General features: G+C 68.9%; 13 protein-coding genes and 1 pseudogene. 5 read left to right on the top strand and 9 right to left on the bottom strand.

Annotated features, from left to right (window positions below; genetic code table 11):
- Positions 1-862: 862 nt before the first annotated feature.
- The 8 genes from asnS to R2J75_RS00420 all read right to left on the bottom strand — a co-directional run bounded on the left by asnS (position 863) and on the right by R2J75_RS00420 (position 9,861).
- On the bottom strand, positions 863-2,161 hold the full coding sequence (asnS, locus tag R2J75_RS00455; protein ID WP_243335136.1) for an asparagine--tRNA ligase: 1,299 nt from the start codon (positions 2,159-2,161) through the stop codon (positions 863-865).
- A gap of 45 nt (positions 2,162-2,206) precedes the next feature.
- A complete protein-coding gene (locus R2J75_RS00450; protein WP_316410872.1) occupies positions 2,207-3,142 on the bottom strand; it encodes a chemotaxis protein CheW in 936 nt (311 codons plus the stop codon).
- Positions 3,139-5,274 (bottom strand): chemotaxis protein CheA, encoded by a 2,136-nt coding sequence (locus R2J75_RS00445; RefSeq protein WP_316410871.1) that lies wholly within the window; start codon positions 5,272-5,274, stop codon positions 3,139-3,141. Before R2J75_RS00445 ends, R2J75_RS00450 begins: the two co-directional genes overlap by 4 nt.
- Before the next feature lie 3 nt (positions 5,275-5,277).
- Positions 5,278-6,786 (bottom strand): chemotaxis protein CheW, encoded by a 1,509-nt coding sequence (locus R2J75_RS00440; RefSeq protein ID WP_243335143.1) that lies wholly within the window; start codon positions 6,784-6,786, stop codon positions 5,278-5,280.
- A gap of 3 nt (positions 6,787-6,789) precedes the next feature.
- Positions 6,790-7,353, bottom strand: a complete 564-nt coding sequence (locus R2J75_RS00435) for a hypothetical protein (protein WP_243335145.1) — start codon at positions 7,351-7,353, stop codon at positions 6,790-6,792.
- A gap of 34 nt (positions 7,354-7,387) precedes the next feature.
- Positions 7,388-7,744: a response regulator gene (locus R2J75_RS00430; protein ID WP_243335147.1), complete on the bottom strand. Its 357-nt coding sequence runs from the start codon at positions 7,742-7,744 to the stop codon at positions 7,388-7,390.
- 26 nt (positions 7,745-7,770) lie between these two features.
- Positions 7,771-8,166 carry a PilZ domain-containing protein gene (locus R2J75_RS00425; RefSeq protein WP_243335150.1) on the bottom strand — a complete coding sequence of 132 codons (396 nt, stop codon included), beginning with the start codon at positions 8,164-8,166 and terminating at the stop codon, positions 7,771-7,773.
- 111 nt (positions 8,167-8,277) lie between these two features.
- Entirely contained in the window at positions 8,278-9,861 is a 1,584-nt protein-coding gene (locus tag R2J75_RS00420; protein WP_243335151.1) for an adenylate/guanylate cyclase domain-containing protein, read from the bottom strand.
- 67 nt (positions 9,862-9,928) lie between these two features.
- Here R2J75_RS00420 and rimO point away from each other — a divergent pair, with 67 nt between their 5' ends.
- From rimO to R2J75_RS00400, 5 genes and pseudogenes are all read left to right on the top strand, one after another.
- Complete coding sequence (rimO, locus tag R2J75_RS00415) at positions 9,929-11,305, top strand: 30S ribosomal protein S12 methylthiotransferase RimO (protein ID WP_243335152.1); 1,377 nt, start codon at positions 9,929-9,931, stop codon at positions 11,303-11,305.
- 32 nt (positions 11,306-11,337) lie between these two features.
- Positions 11,338-11,778, top strand: coding sequence for an IS5 family transposase (locus R2J75_RS00410; RefSeq protein WP_316410870.1), 441 nt, complete (start codon positions 11,338-11,340; stop codon positions 11,776-11,778).
- Positions 11,779-11,914: 136 nt separating this feature from the next.
- Positions 11,915-12,109 (top strand): annotated as a pseudogene (locus R2J75_RS19765) (GxxExxY protein); the annotation flags it as partial.
- A 220-nt stretch (positions 12,110-12,329) separates the two neighbouring features.
- Positions 12,330-12,779 (top strand): OsmC family protein, encoded by a 450-nt coding sequence (locus tag R2J75_RS00405; RefSeq protein ID WP_243334728.1) that lies wholly within the window; start codon positions 12,330-12,332, stop codon positions 12,777-12,779.
- A complete protein-coding gene (locus R2J75_RS00400) occupies positions 12,780-13,316 on the top strand; it encodes a phosphatidylglycerophosphatase A family protein (protein ID WP_316410869.1) in 537 nt (178 codons plus the stop codon).
- On the opposite strand, the gene R2J75_RS00395 is transcribed toward R2J75_RS00400, so the two are convergent.
- Complete coding sequence (locus R2J75_RS00395) at positions 13,317-15,062, bottom strand: DNA repair helicase XPB (RefSeq protein WP_243334732.1); 1,746 nt, start codon at positions 15,060-15,062, stop codon at positions 13,317-13,319. It abuts the gene before it with no gap.
- Between the last annotated feature and the right edge of the window lie 176 nt (positions 15,063-15,238).

Here is a 15,238-nt window from a genome sequence, read left to right as displayed (position 1 = left end):
AGGCCCTGGCCCGCTGGCGCGGGCCGCGATGCTGCGCATCGCTCGGCTGGGGGCTCCGGGCCTTCCGCATGCACGCCTGTGGGTGCCCTGCGCCCCCAGCCTTGGACGGGCCTGGGCTTGAGGTTCGGCCCACCGCCGACCAGCTCCAGGTGGGTTACAACACCGTCCGGCGGTGGCGGGACCGGCTCCTGGAGGCCGGGCGCCATCCTCGCGGCGGAGCGCAAGGCCGAGATCGTGCGGATGACCAAGGCCTCGGGGCTGAGCCCAGCCTTGGACGGGCCTGGGCTTGAGGTTCGGCCCACCGCCGACCAGCTCCAGGTGGGTTACATCACCGTCCGGCGGTGGCGGGGCCGGTTCCTGGAGGCCGGGTGCCACCCTCGCGGCGGAGCGCAAGGCCGAGATCGTGCGGGTGACCAAGGCCTCGGGGCTGAGCCCAGCCTTGGACGGGCCTGGGCTTGAGGTTCGGCCCACCGCCGACCAGCTCCAGGTGGGTTACATCACCGTCCGGCGGTGGCGAGGCCGGTTCCTGGAGGCCGGGTGCCACCCTCGCGGCGGAGCGCAAGGCCGAGATCGTGCGGGTGACCAAGGCCTCGGGGCTGAGCCCAGGCCCGCCCAAGGCTGGGGGCGCAGGGCACCCACAGGCGTGCATGCGGAAGGCCCGGAGCCCCCAGCCGAGCGATGCGCAGCATCGCGGCCCGCGCCAGCGGGCCAGGGCCTGGGCGGTATGGGTCGGCGTGCTGAACCGCGAAGCCGACTCCGCGTGACTCAGCGTCTCGGCGCACTCGGTGTACGGGATTTTTACTCACCCTTGCCAGCACGAAGGCTTGGAACAAGGTGGTTCCGGTGATTCGATCAACCCACCCTAGGGCCGGAGGGTGCCCAGCATGCGGGGGTAGGGGGCCGTCTCGCGCACGTGGGGCAGCTTGCAGATCCAGGCCACGGCCCGCTCCAGGCCCAGGCCGAACCCGGCGTGGGGGACGCTGCCGTACTTGCGGATGTCCAGGTACCACTCGTAGTCGGCCCGGTCCAGGCCCTCGTGGACGATCTGGTCCAGGAGGTACTGGAGGCTGGAGGCGCGCTCGCCGCCGCCGATGACTTCGCCGTAGCCCTCGGGGGCCAGGAGGTCGGCGCCCAGGGCCAGCTTGGGATCCTCGGGGTCCGGCTCCATGTAGAAGGCCTTGAAGGCCTTGGGGAAGCGGTGCACCCAGAGGGGCCGGTCGTAGGCGTTCATGAGGATGGTCTCGTCGTCGTTGCCGAAGTCCTCGCCCCAGTTGATGTCGCTGCCCAGCTCCTTGAGCCTGGCCACGGCCTCGGTGTAGGTCATGCGGCCGAACTCGACGTTCAGGACGCTCTCCAGGGGGGCCAGGTCGCGCTCGAGGATCTCGAGCTCCTCGCGGCGGCCCTCCAGCACGCGCTGGACGATGAACTTCACGAGCCGCTCGCCCAGGACCATCACGTCCTCGAGGTGGGCGAAGGCCATCTCGGGCTCGACCATCCAGAACTCGGTGAGGTGGCGCCGGGTCTTGCTCTTCTCGGCCCGGAAGGTGGGTCCGAAGCAGTAGACCTTCCCGAAGGCCGCGATGCCGGGCTCCTGGTAGAGCTGGCCGGACTGGCTCAGGTAGGCCATGCCCTCGTCGAAGTAGGGCGTGCCGAAGAGGGTGGAGGTGCCCTCGCAGGCGCTGGGGGTGAGGATGGGGGCGTCCAGGAGGGTGAAGCCGTCCCCGTCGAAGAAGTCCCGGATGGCCTTGGCGATGGTGTGGCGCACGCGGAGGATGGCCCACTGCCGCTTGCTGCGCAGCCACAGGTGCCGGTTCTCCATGAGGAAGGCGGTGCCGTGCTCCTTGGGGGTGATGGGGTAGTCGGCGCTGCCGCCGATCAGCTCGAGGCCCTTCACGAGGAGCTCGGGCGCCCCGGTGCGCGGATGCTGCTGGACGACGCCGACGACGCGGACGGCGGCCTCCTGGGTCAGCTTGCCGGCCAATTCGTAGGCCTCGGGCTCGGCCTCGGCGGCGCCCACCACGCACTGGACGAAGCCGGAGCCGTCGCGCAGGTCGATGAAGCGGGTCTTGCTCGTCCGGGCGTTACGCACCCAGCCCCGGACGGCCACGGTCTGGCCCACGTGCTGCTTCAGGTGGCGGATCTCGACAAGGGGGCTTTCCACGGCATGCTCCGGCGATACCCTTCCATCATCGCAAGGATCGCCGCTTCAGGCCAGCTTGCCGGCGTCCCTGAACTTGGAGCCAACCACCACCTGGAGGCCGCGGATGTGGTTCAGCACCCGCTCCAGCTTCTGCCGGGCGATGTCCTGGTACTGCAGCCGCTGGATCAGGCCGAACACCTCGTCCTGGAGCCGGGAGCCCAGGCCCTCCAGCTCGGCCAGGTCCTTCTCCAGCCCCTTCATGTGCCCGAGGCCGGCCTCCTGCTTGAGGCGGACCAGGGCCTGGAAGGCGCGGTCGGTGCCGGTCAGCATGCCCTCCACCCGCTCCAGGACCTTCTCCATCTCCCGTTCGGTGTGGGCGATGGCCTGCTCCATCTGGGGGATGATCCGGGCCGCCTCGTGCTCCGTGCGGGGCGGGGCGGACGCGATCAGCTGCTGGAGGCTGTCGTCCAGGGCCTGTTCCACGTCGTGGCCCGCGTGGAAGCTCAGCCCGTGGGCGCGGGCGCCGTGGATGGTGGTGATCTGGCGGGGGTCGAGGAGGCCGATGATGCCCTTGTCCGTGAGCACGAAGCCCTGCACGTAGGCCCCTTCGGGGCCCGCGAGGAGGGGGCTGGCGGCGACGAGCTCCTCGACGGCGGTCTGGACGACGGATTCCACGTTGTCCACGAGGAGGCCCACGTTGCTGGCCGCGCCCATGTCCAGGACGACGATGTTCCGGCTCTGGTCGGCGTCCTGGCGTTCCAGGCCCAGGCGGACCCGGAGGTTGATGACGGGGATGACCTGGCCGCGGAGGTCCAGGAGGCCTTCCACGCCCCGGGGCATGTGGGGGATGACGTTCAGTTCGCGGTTGGGGGTGATCTCGGCGACCTGGGCCAGGGGCACGCCGTACACGTGGCCGGCCAACCTGAAGCTCAGGTACTGCCGGTCGGCGCCGGCGTCGCTGGCGGCCCCCCCGGGGGCCCCCGTGGCCGGAATCAGGCTCACAGGCCCTCCTGCACGGCGAGCATGAGGAGTTCAGCCGGATCCAGGATGAGGACCACGCCGCCGTCGCCCATGATGCTGGCGCCGGAGATGCCCGGCAGGCTGGCGAGGTAGGGCGCCAGGGGCTTGATCACCATTTCCTGCCGGCGCAGGAAGGCGTCCACGATGACGCCCATGCGGCGCCCGCCCGTGGAGACGACGACCACCGGCAGCTCGTCGCCCTCGTAGGCCTCGGCCTCGATGTCCCGGAAGTGCAGGAGGTCCCGCAGCCGGGTGACGCCCAGGACCTCGCCCCGGAGGTTGATGGCCTTCCGGCGGGTGAGGTGGCTGAGGCTCTCCCGGGGCACGAGGAGGGTCTCCTCCACGGCGGTCCCGGGCAGGGCGAAGACCTGGCCGCCGGCGCGCATGAGCAGGGCGTCGATGATGGCCAGCGTCAGGGGCAGCTTGATGGTGAAGATGGACCCCCGGCCGACGGAGCTCGTCACCGAGACGCTCCCGTTGAGGCGGCGGACGTTGGACTTGACCACGTCCATGCCCACGCCGCGGCCGCTGATGTCGGTGACCTGCTTGGCGGTGGAGAAGCCGGGCAGGAAGATGAGGTTGATGGCCTCGTCGTCGGTGATGGACTCGGCCTTCTCGGCGGTGAGGATGCCCTTCTCGACGGCCTTGGAGCGGATGACCTGGGGATTGATCCCCTTGCCGTCGTCCTCGATCTCCACGAGGACCGAGTCGCCCTCGTGGCGGGCCCTCAGGACGACCGTGCCGGTCTCGGACTTGCCGCCCGCGACGCGCACGTCGGGCATCTCGATGCCGTGGTCGGCGCTGTTGCGGATGAGGTGGATGAGGGGATCGCTCAGCTCCTCGATGAGGCTCTTGTCGATCTCGGTGTCCTCGCCCACCATCTGCAAGTCGATCTTCTTGCCGCTCGCCTTGGCCAGGTCGCGCAGCATGCGGGGGAACTTGGTGAAGATGGTCTTCACGGGCACCATGCGGATGCCCAGGACGGAGGCCTGGATCTCCTTGGACACCTGGTCCAGGTAGACGGAGGCCCGGCGCAGCTCCTTCACGAGGCCATCGGCGTTGCCCGTGAGCGCCTCGGCCTCGAAGCGCTCGACGATGTGGCTGATCATGGTCTTGCTGATGATCAGCTCGGCCACCGTGTTCATGAAGCCGTCCAGCTTGGCCTGGCTGACGCGGATGGTGTCGGAGCCCGTCTTGTCCTGGGCGCGGCGGGTCGCGGTGTCCGCGGCGGGACCGGCCGCGGCCTCGGCGACAGGCTCTTCCGGCGCGGCCGCGGCGGGGGCCGCGGGGCTGCCCAGGGTGAGGTCGAAGTACTCGATGCGCACGTTCTTCACGCTGTCGAAGAGGCGGCGCACGGCGTCCGGGGCCTCGGAGGGGCTGAGCAGGAGGAGGAGGTCGAAGGGCAGGTCCGCGGGATCGAAGAGATCCAGGTCCATGGGCTTCATCAGCTTGGACGAATGCACCAAACGGCCGACCAGGTCGACCATGGAGATCATGGACAGGGGGTTGAACGGCGTGCCCAGGAGCTCGGGCAGCAGATGGACCCGGAGGGCCATGACGGGCACGCCCTGGCCGAGGGCCTCCTCCGCGGCCTCGACGGCCTCGCGGTCCATGTCCCGGAGGGGCTCGGGAATCGCCAGGGCCGCCGCCTTGGGGGCCGGGGCCACCGGAGCGGGGGCTGCCGCCGCGGCCGCGGGGGCCTTGCCGCCGCCCTTGAGGGCCTCGAGGCGCGCGATGAGGGCCGTGGTGTCCGGATCGGCGGGGGCGCCCTGCTTGCGGAGGGTGACCGCCACGTCGCTGACGAGGACCTTGAGGGTGTCCACCGTCTCGAAGAGCACCTCCATGACCTCGGGGCTCACGGACATGCGCCCCTTGCGCAGGTCGTCCAGCACGTTCTCGCCGACGTGGGCCAGGGACTGGACCTTGGCCAGGCCCAGGAAGCCCGAGGCGCCCTTGATGGTGTGCACGCTCCGGAAGATGGCGTTCAGGATCTCCAGGTCGCCGGGGGCCTCCTCGAGGGTGAGGAAGTTCTGCTCGATGAGCTCGAAATGCTCCCCTGCCTCCACGAGGAAGTCTTCGTAGAAGCTGGGATCGTCCAGGGAGAAATCGCTCATGGTTCAGCCCTTTTTCTTGCCCTGGAAGGCCTGGAGCTGCTGGCCCTCCACGTCCGTGAGGAGGCGCTGGACGTTCAGGAGGAAGACAACGCCCTCCTCCGTACGGGCCACCTTCTCGATGAAGGCGTTGGCGCCCACGGCGGTGACCCTGGGGGGCTCCTCGAGGCGCCGGTTGTCGACGGACTTCACCTCGTCCACGGAATCCACGATCAGGCCGGTGGAGACCCCGCCGATGGGCGTGATCACGATGCGGGAGAGGTTCGTCGGCTTCTGCCGGTCGAGCCCGAAGCGCTCGCGGAGGTCGATGACGGGCATCACCTCGCCGCGCAGGTTCAGCACGCCCTCGATGAAGGAGGGGGCGCGGGGCACCGGCGTGATGTTGCCGACCATGATGATCTCGCGCACCTCGTGGAGGCGCAGGGAGTAGGCCTCGGGGCCCAGGCGGAAGACGACCATCGGGAGCTCGTGGGCGTCCGCGGCCTCCTCCTCCTTCTCCCTGATGAGGCTGGTGCTCATGGCCGCGATCTTGGCCTGGTCCTCGCCGGTGATGATGTCGAGGACCTTCAGGAGGCTGACCATGCGGTCGCTGCGCAGCACGACGCCTTCCAGGTCCTTGCTCTCGCGCTCGGAGAGGGTCTGGGGGGGCGGGAGGATGTCGTCCTCGCGGATCCGGATGATCTCCTGGATGCCGTCCACGACGATGCCCAGCTTGGCGGTGCCGAAGCTGAGGAGGATCACCATGTCGCCGGAGCCGTCCTTCTCGCCGGGCTCGACCTGGAGGAGCTGGATGAAGTCGAGCAGGGGCAGGACCTGGTCCCGGAGGCAGATGACGCCCAGCACGTAGGGGGGCGCGTCGGGCACCTTGGTGATGGACGGGATCTCGATGATCTCCTCCACCAGCTTGAGGTCGATGCCGAAGGACTCCCGGCCGAGGGTGAAGGTGACGTAGGGCAGCTCGTCCTCGACCTGCTCCACGGCCCCCTCGAGGGACATGAAGGAGGAGCCCGCCGCGGTGGCCTCGCCCAGGCTTTCGCGCAGGCCGAACTCGGCGGAATCCAGGATCTTGTCGAGGTTGATGAGGGTGATGAGGCGGTCGCCGGCCGTGACCATGCCCGCCAGGTACTCGCTCCGGACGCCGGCCACGAGGGGGGGGGTGTCGCGGAGGGTGAAGTCGTCCAGTTTCACCACCTCGGCCACCGAATCCACCATGAGGCCGGTGGGCTGGCCCGCCAGCCCGAGGATGATGATGCGGGTCTTGTCGGTGGGGGCCTTGGGGGGGAGGTGGAAGCGCAGGCGGCTGTCCAGCACGGGGATGATCATGCCCCGGAGGTTCACCACGCCCAGGACGAAGCTGGGCGACCCGGGCACGGGGGTGATGTCCGTGCGGGGGGTGATCTCCTGGACCCGGTCGATGTCCAGGCCGAACTCCACCCCGTCCAGGGTGAAGGTCACCAGCTGACCGGAAGGAACGATATCGTGGGCCTGCCTGGCCTGGACGTCAGCTGTGGCCATGGATCAATCCTTGCTCTGGAGCCGCCGGAATTCCTCCACGACGGAGTCGGCGTGTTCCTTGCGCTCGTCGGGGGTGGTGCCCGTGGTGGCGATGGTGCGGCTGATGGAAGCGCGCTCGCCCTCGCTCTTCAGGCCCGTCCCGAGGAGGTCCACGATGTAGTCGTGGATCTGGCGGAGGTGGTGGACGATGCGCTCCAGCTTCTGCCGGGTGATGTCCTGGAACTGCATCAGGTCCATGGCCTCGTAGACCTTGTCCTGGATGTCCTTGCCCGAGGCCATGACCTCGTTGATGGCCTTCTGGACCGCCGGGTCCTGGGCCGCGGGGTGCGCGAGCAGGCCCGTGACCAGGTTCTGCTGCTTGCCGACCAGCCCGCTGATGACGTCCAGCTGGTCCATGACCTTGTTGGTCTCCCGCTCGGTGACCGCCGTGACGGCGTCCAGTTCGGAGATCACGTGGCCCTTGTCGTCCGTGACCGGCTGGGGCTGGGCGGGCGGCGCGGCAACCGCCGGCTTGGCCTTGGCCGCCGGCGCGTTCTTCATCAGAGCGTCGATTTCGGATTGGTCCATGGAGCCCTCCCCTTGGAACGGAAGCGTGGGGGGTCTAGCCGAGCAGCGACTCGATCTTTTCCTTGAGCGTCTCGGGCGTGAAGGGCTTGACCACGTAGTTGTTCACGCCGGCCTGGAGGGCCTGGACGATGTCCTCCTTGGCGGCGTTCGTGGTGACCATGAGGATGGGGATGGAGGGGTTCTGGGCCCGGACCGTCTGGACGAACTCCAGGCCGTCCATCTCCGGCATGTTCCAGTCGGTGATGATCATCTCGACCCCGCCCTGGGAGAGCTTGTCCAGCCCGGCCTTCCCGTGCTCGCCCTCCACCACGTCGGTGTAGCCGATGCGGGAAAGGGTGTTGATGATGATGCGGCGCATCGTCGAAGAGTCGTCCACGATTAGGATCTTCAAGGGGAGCTCCTTTTGGGGTCAGTATCCTACTTCTCTTCCGCCGGCGCGGATGCCTCGATGAATTTTAGAAGGGCAGCCTGGTCATCGGGATAGACATTCACGAATTTTACCCCAAGTTCGTACTCGCCGGACTCGAGGCGTTCCACCCGGACCACCTGCCCCACCGCCACGAGGGGGCGCAGGTCGAAATCCTGCACGGGCCCGAAGTGGTTCTGGTGCTTCCCCCACCCCGGGACGCGGAGTTCGAGCCTCAGGAGGGTGTCCAGCGGGAGGGCCCGGGGCGAGTTGAGCAGGAGCCCCCCCCCGGAGATGTCCCCGTACACGCTGGTGGCGGGCTCGGGCTCCCTGGCGAAGGAGATCTCCTGGAAGCCCACGGTGGCCCCCATGGGGATCCGGCGGTACTGGCGGCGTTCGGAGGACATGTGGACCTTCCTATGCTTGGTGGATCGGTACGGGGAACGACCCCCTTGAATTTGTCCCGGTTCTTGTCATTTTTCCATGCCGCCGGGGGCGCTGTCCAAGAAAAGGCCGGGTCAGCCCCAGGGCACCAGGAAGGGCCGGATCTCGTGGTCGATGCCCTTGACCAGGACCGGGTCGAGCTGTTCCAAACCTTGCATCTGAATAAGTTGAGCCGTCCGTGGGCCGATGGCGATCTGGCCCGGGCGGGCCACGCTGCTCTCGAGGCGGCTGGCGAGGTTCACCGTCGAGCCCATGACGGTGTAGTCCATGCGCTTCTCGCAGCCGATGTCCCCGGCGAAGGCCTCGCCGGAGTTGATGCCGATGCGCATCCGGAGCTCGGGGAAGCCCTCGGGCCGGCACCCGTTCAGGGCCCGGAGCCCCTGCTGCATGGCCACGGCGGCCTCCACGGCGTGGCGGGCGTGGTCGGGGTCCGGGGCCGGGGCGCCGAAGAAGGCCATGATGGCGTCGCCGATGTACTTGTCGAGGGTGCCCCCCCGCTGGAAGATCTGGTCGGTGAGCGCCTCGAAGGACCGGTTCAGGATGGAGGCCAGCCGGAGGGGCTCCATGCCCTCCGACATGCGGGTGAAACCCGAAATATCGGCGAAAAGGACGGTGATCTCGCACCGGCGGGCCTGGAGGATGGGGGCGTCCAGGTTCTGGCTGGACCGCAGGATCTCCCCCACCACCTGGGGGCTGTGGTAGCGCTCCAGCCTCTGGCGGAACCGGGTCTCGCGCTCGCGCTGGATCCCCACGGCCGCGAAGTTGGCCATGGCGGAGAGGAGGTGCTCGTCCTCCCGCTTGAACCCCGATTTGCTGAGGCTGGCCTCCAGATAGATGACCCCCAGGGCCTGGGTCTCCACGATGAGGGGGGCGCAGAGGGCCGAGGAGATGCCGTGGATCTTGATGCTCTCTCCGGCGGAAAACCGCGGGTCCACCCGGGCGTCCGTGGTGAGGATGGTCACCTTGTCCTTCATGGCCGTACGGGCGATGGTGCGGCTGATGGGCGTGGTGATGGCGCCGGGTTTTTCCTCCCACACGTATTCGGGCACCAGCTCCCCGGCGGGGTCCGTCAGGAGGATGAACCCCCGCTGGCAGCGGATCTGGGCCGTCACCAGGCTCATGACCGAATCCAGGAGCTCCGGCAGGCCCGCGGCGGCCAGGAGCTTGCCGGCCATGGCCGCCAGGCGCTGGAACAGGGCCTCCACCTCCGCGGGGGCCTTCTCGGCCGGGTGCCGAGCCAGCAGGTCCTCCAGGGTGGTGTGGGGGACCATGATGCTGCCGGAGGTGTCGAAGGCCCGCTCCTCCATCTCGATGCGGTTCTCGGCGTGGGGGCGGGCCGTGCTCGTGGTCAGGGAGCCGGCCGGCGCGGGCACGGCCTCGGCCAGCCACTGGATCGGCACCTCCCCCAGGAGGATGGTGTCCCCGGGGCGGAGGGGGGTCGGCTCCAGGACGGGCGCGTCGTTGAGGGTCGTGCCGTTCATGGACTTCATGTCCTGCACGTACACCTGGCCGTCCCGTTCGAAGAGCCGGGCGTGGACCCGGCTCACGGCGTTGGAACAGACGCGGATCCCGGCGGCCTCGCCCCGGCCCACGGTGACACCGTCCCCCGTTAGCTCGACCGTTTGGCGGGCCCCTTCCACCAGCAGGATGATGTACATGGCGCGGACTCTCTCGAGTGCCGAGTCTAGCATCCTTGCAGGTATCCTGGAGGGTCAAGGAGTCGGGATGGCGAAAGTCGGATTCATGTCCCTGGGATGCCCCAAGAACCTGGTGGACAGCGAGGTGATGCTCGGGCATCTCCGCCTGAAGGGCTTCACCATCACCAACGATCCCGCCCAGGCGGAGATCCTGGTGGTCAACACCTGCGGCTTCATCGAGTCCGCCAAGCGGGAGAGCATCGACGCCATCCTCCAGGCCGCCTCGTACAAGAAGACGGGCGTCTGCCGGAAGGTGGTGGTCGCCGGGTGCATGGTCGAGCGGTACCGGGACCAGCTCCTGGCCGACCTGCCCGAGATCGACGCCTGCCTGGGCACCCGGGACATCGAGCACATCGCCGAGGTGCTGGGGGCGGGGGACCGCCTCTTCGAACCCGAGCGCGACCCTGCCTACCTCTACAACGAGGCCAGCCCCCGCATGCTGACCACCCCCGGGCCCTCCGCCTACCTCAAGATCAGCGAGGGCTGCGACCACGCCTGCGCCTTCTGCGCCATCCCCGCCATCCGGGGCCCGCAGCGCAGCCGGACCGTGGACTCGGTGGTGGCCGAGGCCCGCAACCTGGTGGCCCAGGGCGTCCTGGAGATCAACCTCGTCGGCCAGGACACCACGGACTTCGGCCGGGACCTGGGCGACCCCGACGCCCTGGAGAAGCTGGTCCGGGCCCTGGGCGCCGTGGAGGGCCTGCGCTGGTTCCGCATCCACTATTCCTACCCGAACCGCCTCACCGACGGCCTCCTCCACGCCATGGCCGAGACGCCGGCCTGCGCCAAGTACCTGGACATGCCCCTCCAGCACGCCGACGCCCGGGTGCTGCGCCAGATGGCGCGCGGGGGCGGCCGGAAGACCTTCCTGAAGCTCCTGGAGAAGGCCCGGCGCATCGTGCCGGACCTCTTCGTGCGCTCCAACTTCATCGTCGGCTTTCCCGGGGAGGACGACGCCGCCTTCGACGAGCTCCGCGGCTTCATCGAGGAGGCCCGGTTCGAGCACGTGGGCGTCTTCACCTATTCCCTGGAGGAGGGCACCCCGGCGGCCCCCCTCGGCGATCCCGTCGCCGCCCGGGTCAAGGCCAGCCGCAAGCGCCGCATCATGGAGCTCCAGCAGCGCATCTGCCGCGAGAAGAACCGCGCCCTGGAGGGCCGGATCCTGGAGGTCCTGGTGGAGGGCACCCACGAGGAGACCGACCTGGTCTTCAAGGGCCGGCATCGGGGCCAGGCGCCGGAGGTGGACGGCAACGTCCTCATCGTGGGCGGCGACGTCCGGCCCGGCACGATCCAGCAGGTGCGCATCACCGAAGGCCACGCCTACGACCTGGTCGGCGAGGTGGAGGCCGGCGCGGCGGAGGCGGCCGTCGCCCGCTACGAGGCCCAGGTCCGGGCCCGGGGCTGAAAGCCCGTTCCCGCGTTCCGGGGGATGCACGGGTGCCGCGGCCGCTCCCCTCGGATGATTCAGGCAACTTTGCGGACGCTGCACTAGGCTGTGTTCGGAATCTGATCTGCGATGCCCACGGTAATCCTTTGGATTTCCTGGTCACTCCGGGGCAAGCCCATGAAAGCCGGTCTGCTGAAGGATTGCTGTGCGGTTGGCAGGCAGAGTACGTGTTCGGAGATCGGGCCTACGATGGGAACCCGGTAAGGAAGGCGATCGAGGCCATGGGTGCGACAGCCGTCATCCCACCTCATCCCCGGCGCAAGAATCCGGCGGCCTGGGACTCACACCTATACAAGGCCCGCCATGCCATCGAGCATGGGTTCGCCAAGCTCAAACAGTTCAGGGCGCTGGCCACCAGGTTCGACAAAACGGCGCGAAGTTTCTCAGCCCAGGTGGCTTTGGCCTGCATCGTGATCTGGCTGAGGCTATGAGCGGAGGGTGACAAGCGTTCCGGATCCTCATTGATCCTATGAAACGCGGAGGCGCGGAGGATCTCGCAGAGGGTCGCGGAGGAAAGCGCTCCTGGAACCTGCCACCTCCCAATGACACGTCCCAACGGGAGGCGTGATGGGAAGGCATTGGGGAGAGGTCGACGGGGAGGATCATCCGCACAAGGAGATCACCCAGGCCATCATCGGGGAGGCCATCGAGATCCAGAAGGCTCTGGGGCACGGACTCCTGGAAGATCCCTACAAGGTCTGTCTGGCGCACTCCCTGAGACTGGCCGGCCATAAGGTGAAGCGGGAGGTTTTCCTGGATATCGAGTGGAGGGGGCTTGTGGGCTTGATCCTTTCTCCGCGAGCCTCAGCGAGATCCTCCGCGCCTCCGCGTTCCAATAGGATGCTGCGAATGCGCGGCGCCATCAGGCACTGCAGCACAGACTCACTCTTCCAGCTCCTCCATGCTCCGGCACGGATGGGTATTAGCCATTACTATCCTAGATTACGAACACACCCTAGACTACGGGTGCCTGGAGGACCTGATGTCCGAAGCCCTTTCCACCACCATCACCTGGCGCGGCAGCACGGCCGATCCCGCCTACGGCCGGGTCTCCGAACTGACCAAGCCGGGGGGCCGCGCCGCCATCCCCGCCAGCAGCACCGCCGCCTTCGGCGGCGACCCCGCCTGCTGGAACCCCGAGGACCTCTTCGCCGGGGCCCTGGCCAACTGCTACATGCTCACCTTCCTGGCCCTGGCCGCCAAGACCCGCCTGGACGTGCGGGGCTTCAGCGGCACCGCCGAGGCCACGATGGAAACCGTGGACCGGGTGAGCCGGGTGGCCGCCGTCACCTTCCGGCCCACCATCACCGTGGCCCCCGGCACCGACCACGCCAAGGTGGCCGAGATGTTCCACAAGGCCCACAAGTACTGCGTCATCGCCAACAGCTTCAACGGCCGCATCGTCGCCGATCCCACCGTGGTGGAAGGCTAGGTGGCCGGGACCGCCGCCCCCCGCTGGGCCTGGTGGGCCGCCACGGGCCTGGGGTCGGGCCGGCTCCGGCCCGCCCCGGGCACGTGGGGCAGCCTGGCGGCCCTCCTCGCCTGGGTCCCCTTCGCCCGCGCGGTCCACGGCGCTCCCGCCTGGCTCGGGGAGCTGGTCTTCCTGGCCCTCCCCCTCGCCATGACCGGGCTGGCCATCGCCGCCTCCGACCGGGTGGTGGCCGAAACGGGGGACAAGGACCCGGGCTACATCGTCGCCGACGAGTGGGCGGGGGTGTGGATCGCCCTCTGGGCCGTGCGGTGGGAGGCGGCCGGGGCCCTGGCGGCGCCGGGGCCCTGGACCCTGGCCGTGCACCTGGGCGTGCCCTTCCTCCTCTTCCGGCTCTTCGACATCTGGAAGCCCTGGCCCGTCCGGCAAATCCAGGTCCTGCCCGGCGGGGCCGGCATCGTGGCCGACGACGTCGTGGCCGGCCTCTACGCCCTGCCCCTCAGCCAGCTCCTGGTCCCCCTCCTGCTCCGGGCGCGCTGATCAGGGGTGCCCCGTCTCCGCCAGGAGGCCCTTCCACACGGCCGGCTCGCTGAGGCCGTCCTCGCCCAGGCTGCGGCTCTCGATGAGGTAGCGGTAGCCCTGCTCGGTGAGGAAGAGCTGTCGGTTCCGGGCGAACTCCTGCTCGGAGGTGTCCCGGCTGATGAGGCTGTAGAAGTAGGAGACGTTGCGGACCCCCTTGGGGCGCAGGATGCGGCCCAGGCGCTGGGCCTCCTCCTGGCGGGAGCCGAAGGTGCCGCTGACCTGGACGGCCACGCTGGCGTCCGGCAAGTCGATGGCGAAGTTGGCCACCTTGCTCACGATGAGGATCCGGAGGGCCCCCTCCCGGAAGCGGCGATACAGGTCCTCCCGCTCCCGCTCCGGGGTCTGGCCCGTGAGGACCGGCGCCTCGAGGCGCTCGCCGATGATGCGGAGCTGCTCCAGGTACTGGCCGATGATCAGGATGCTGTCCTCCGGATGGCCGGCGAGCAGCTCGTCCAGCACGTTCAGCTTCAGGCTGTTCTCGGAGGCGATGCGGAAACGCGCCCGCTGATCCGCGACCGCGTAGGCCATGCGCTCCTCGCTGGGCAGGGGCACCCGGATCTCCAGGCAGTGGGCGGTGGCGATGAAGCCGTCCTTCTCCAGGGTCTTCCAGGGCACGTCCACGCGCTTGGGACCGATGAGGGAGAAGACGTCCTCCTCCTTGCCGTCCTCCCGCACGAGGGTGGCGGTGAGGCCCAGGCGCCGCTTGGCCTGCAGCTCCGCCACCGCCCGGAAGACGGGCGCGGGCAGCATGTGCACCTCGTCGTGGATCACCAGGCCCCAGTTGGCGGCCTGGAAGAGCTTGAAGTGCTCGAAGGGGCTGCCCTTGCTCTTCCGGTAGGTGAGGATCTGGTAGGTGGCGATGGTCACCGGCCGGATCTCCTTGGTGTCGCCGGTGTAGAGACCGATCTGGTCGTCCCGGAGGTCGGTCTTGTCCAGGAGCTCCTGCTTCCACTGCTTGACCGCGGTGACGTTGGTGGTGAGGACGAGGGTGTGGGTCTGGAGCCGGGCCATGCAGCCGATGGCGATGACCGTCTTGCCGGCGCCGCAGGGAAGCACGAGGACGCCCGCGCCCCCCTCCGGTCCGCCCCCGGCGTGGAACACGTCCACCGCCGCCTGCTGGTAGGGCCGCAACCCGAAGGGTCGGCCCGTCCCGGCCAGGGTGTCCCGCAGGCGGAACGGCAGGGGGTCCCCCGGCTTGAAGCCCGCCATGTCCTGCACGGGGTGGCCCAGGCGGATCAGCTGGAGCTTGGCCTCGCCCCGCTTGCCCTCCTCCAGGAAGATGCCCCGCTGGTCGGGGTAGGGCTCGGCCAGGAGGCCCTGCAGGCTGCGCTGGTTCTCCAGCTCGTAGAAGAGGCCCCGGTCGTCCATCTCCAGGGCCAGGCGCTCCCCCCGCTGCACGAGGCGCAGGCGCCCGTAGCGGGTCCCGTGGTCCTGGATCTCCTGGAGCAGGTTCTGGGGCACCGGATACTTCGACCAGCGCTCCAGGGTGGCGGTCATCTCCTCGCAGGACACGCCCGAGGCGGACGCGTTCCAGAGGGAGAGGGGGGTGATGCGGTAGGTGTGGATGTGCTCCGGGGACTTCACGAGCTCCGCGAACCGGGCCAGGTCGTCCCGGACCTCCTCGAAGCGGGGGTGCGCCACCTCCAGGAGCAGGGTCCGGTCGCTCTGGACGATCAGGGGGTTTTCCGGGCGTAGGGCGATCACGCGTACACGTCCAAAAGCTTGAGCCTAGGTCCAGATCCCTGCCGGGTCAACGTGGGAGATCCTCTTGAGGGGGGCCGCTCTTTTTCCCCATGACGCGACTGTGACGTTCATGAGAAACTGATCGGTCATCCCGGATCGGCCCCCCCCTTTGCGAGGAACCATGGCCCCTTCGCACT

This window comes from Mesoterricola sediminis (genome assembly GCF_030295425.1).
Classification (GTDB): domain Bacteria; phylum Acidobacteriota; class Holophagae; order Holophagales; family Holophagaceae; genus Mesoterricola; species Mesoterricola sediminis.
Note: the sequence above shows the minus strand (reverse complement) of the source record. Positions and strands in the feature narration are given on the sequence as shown.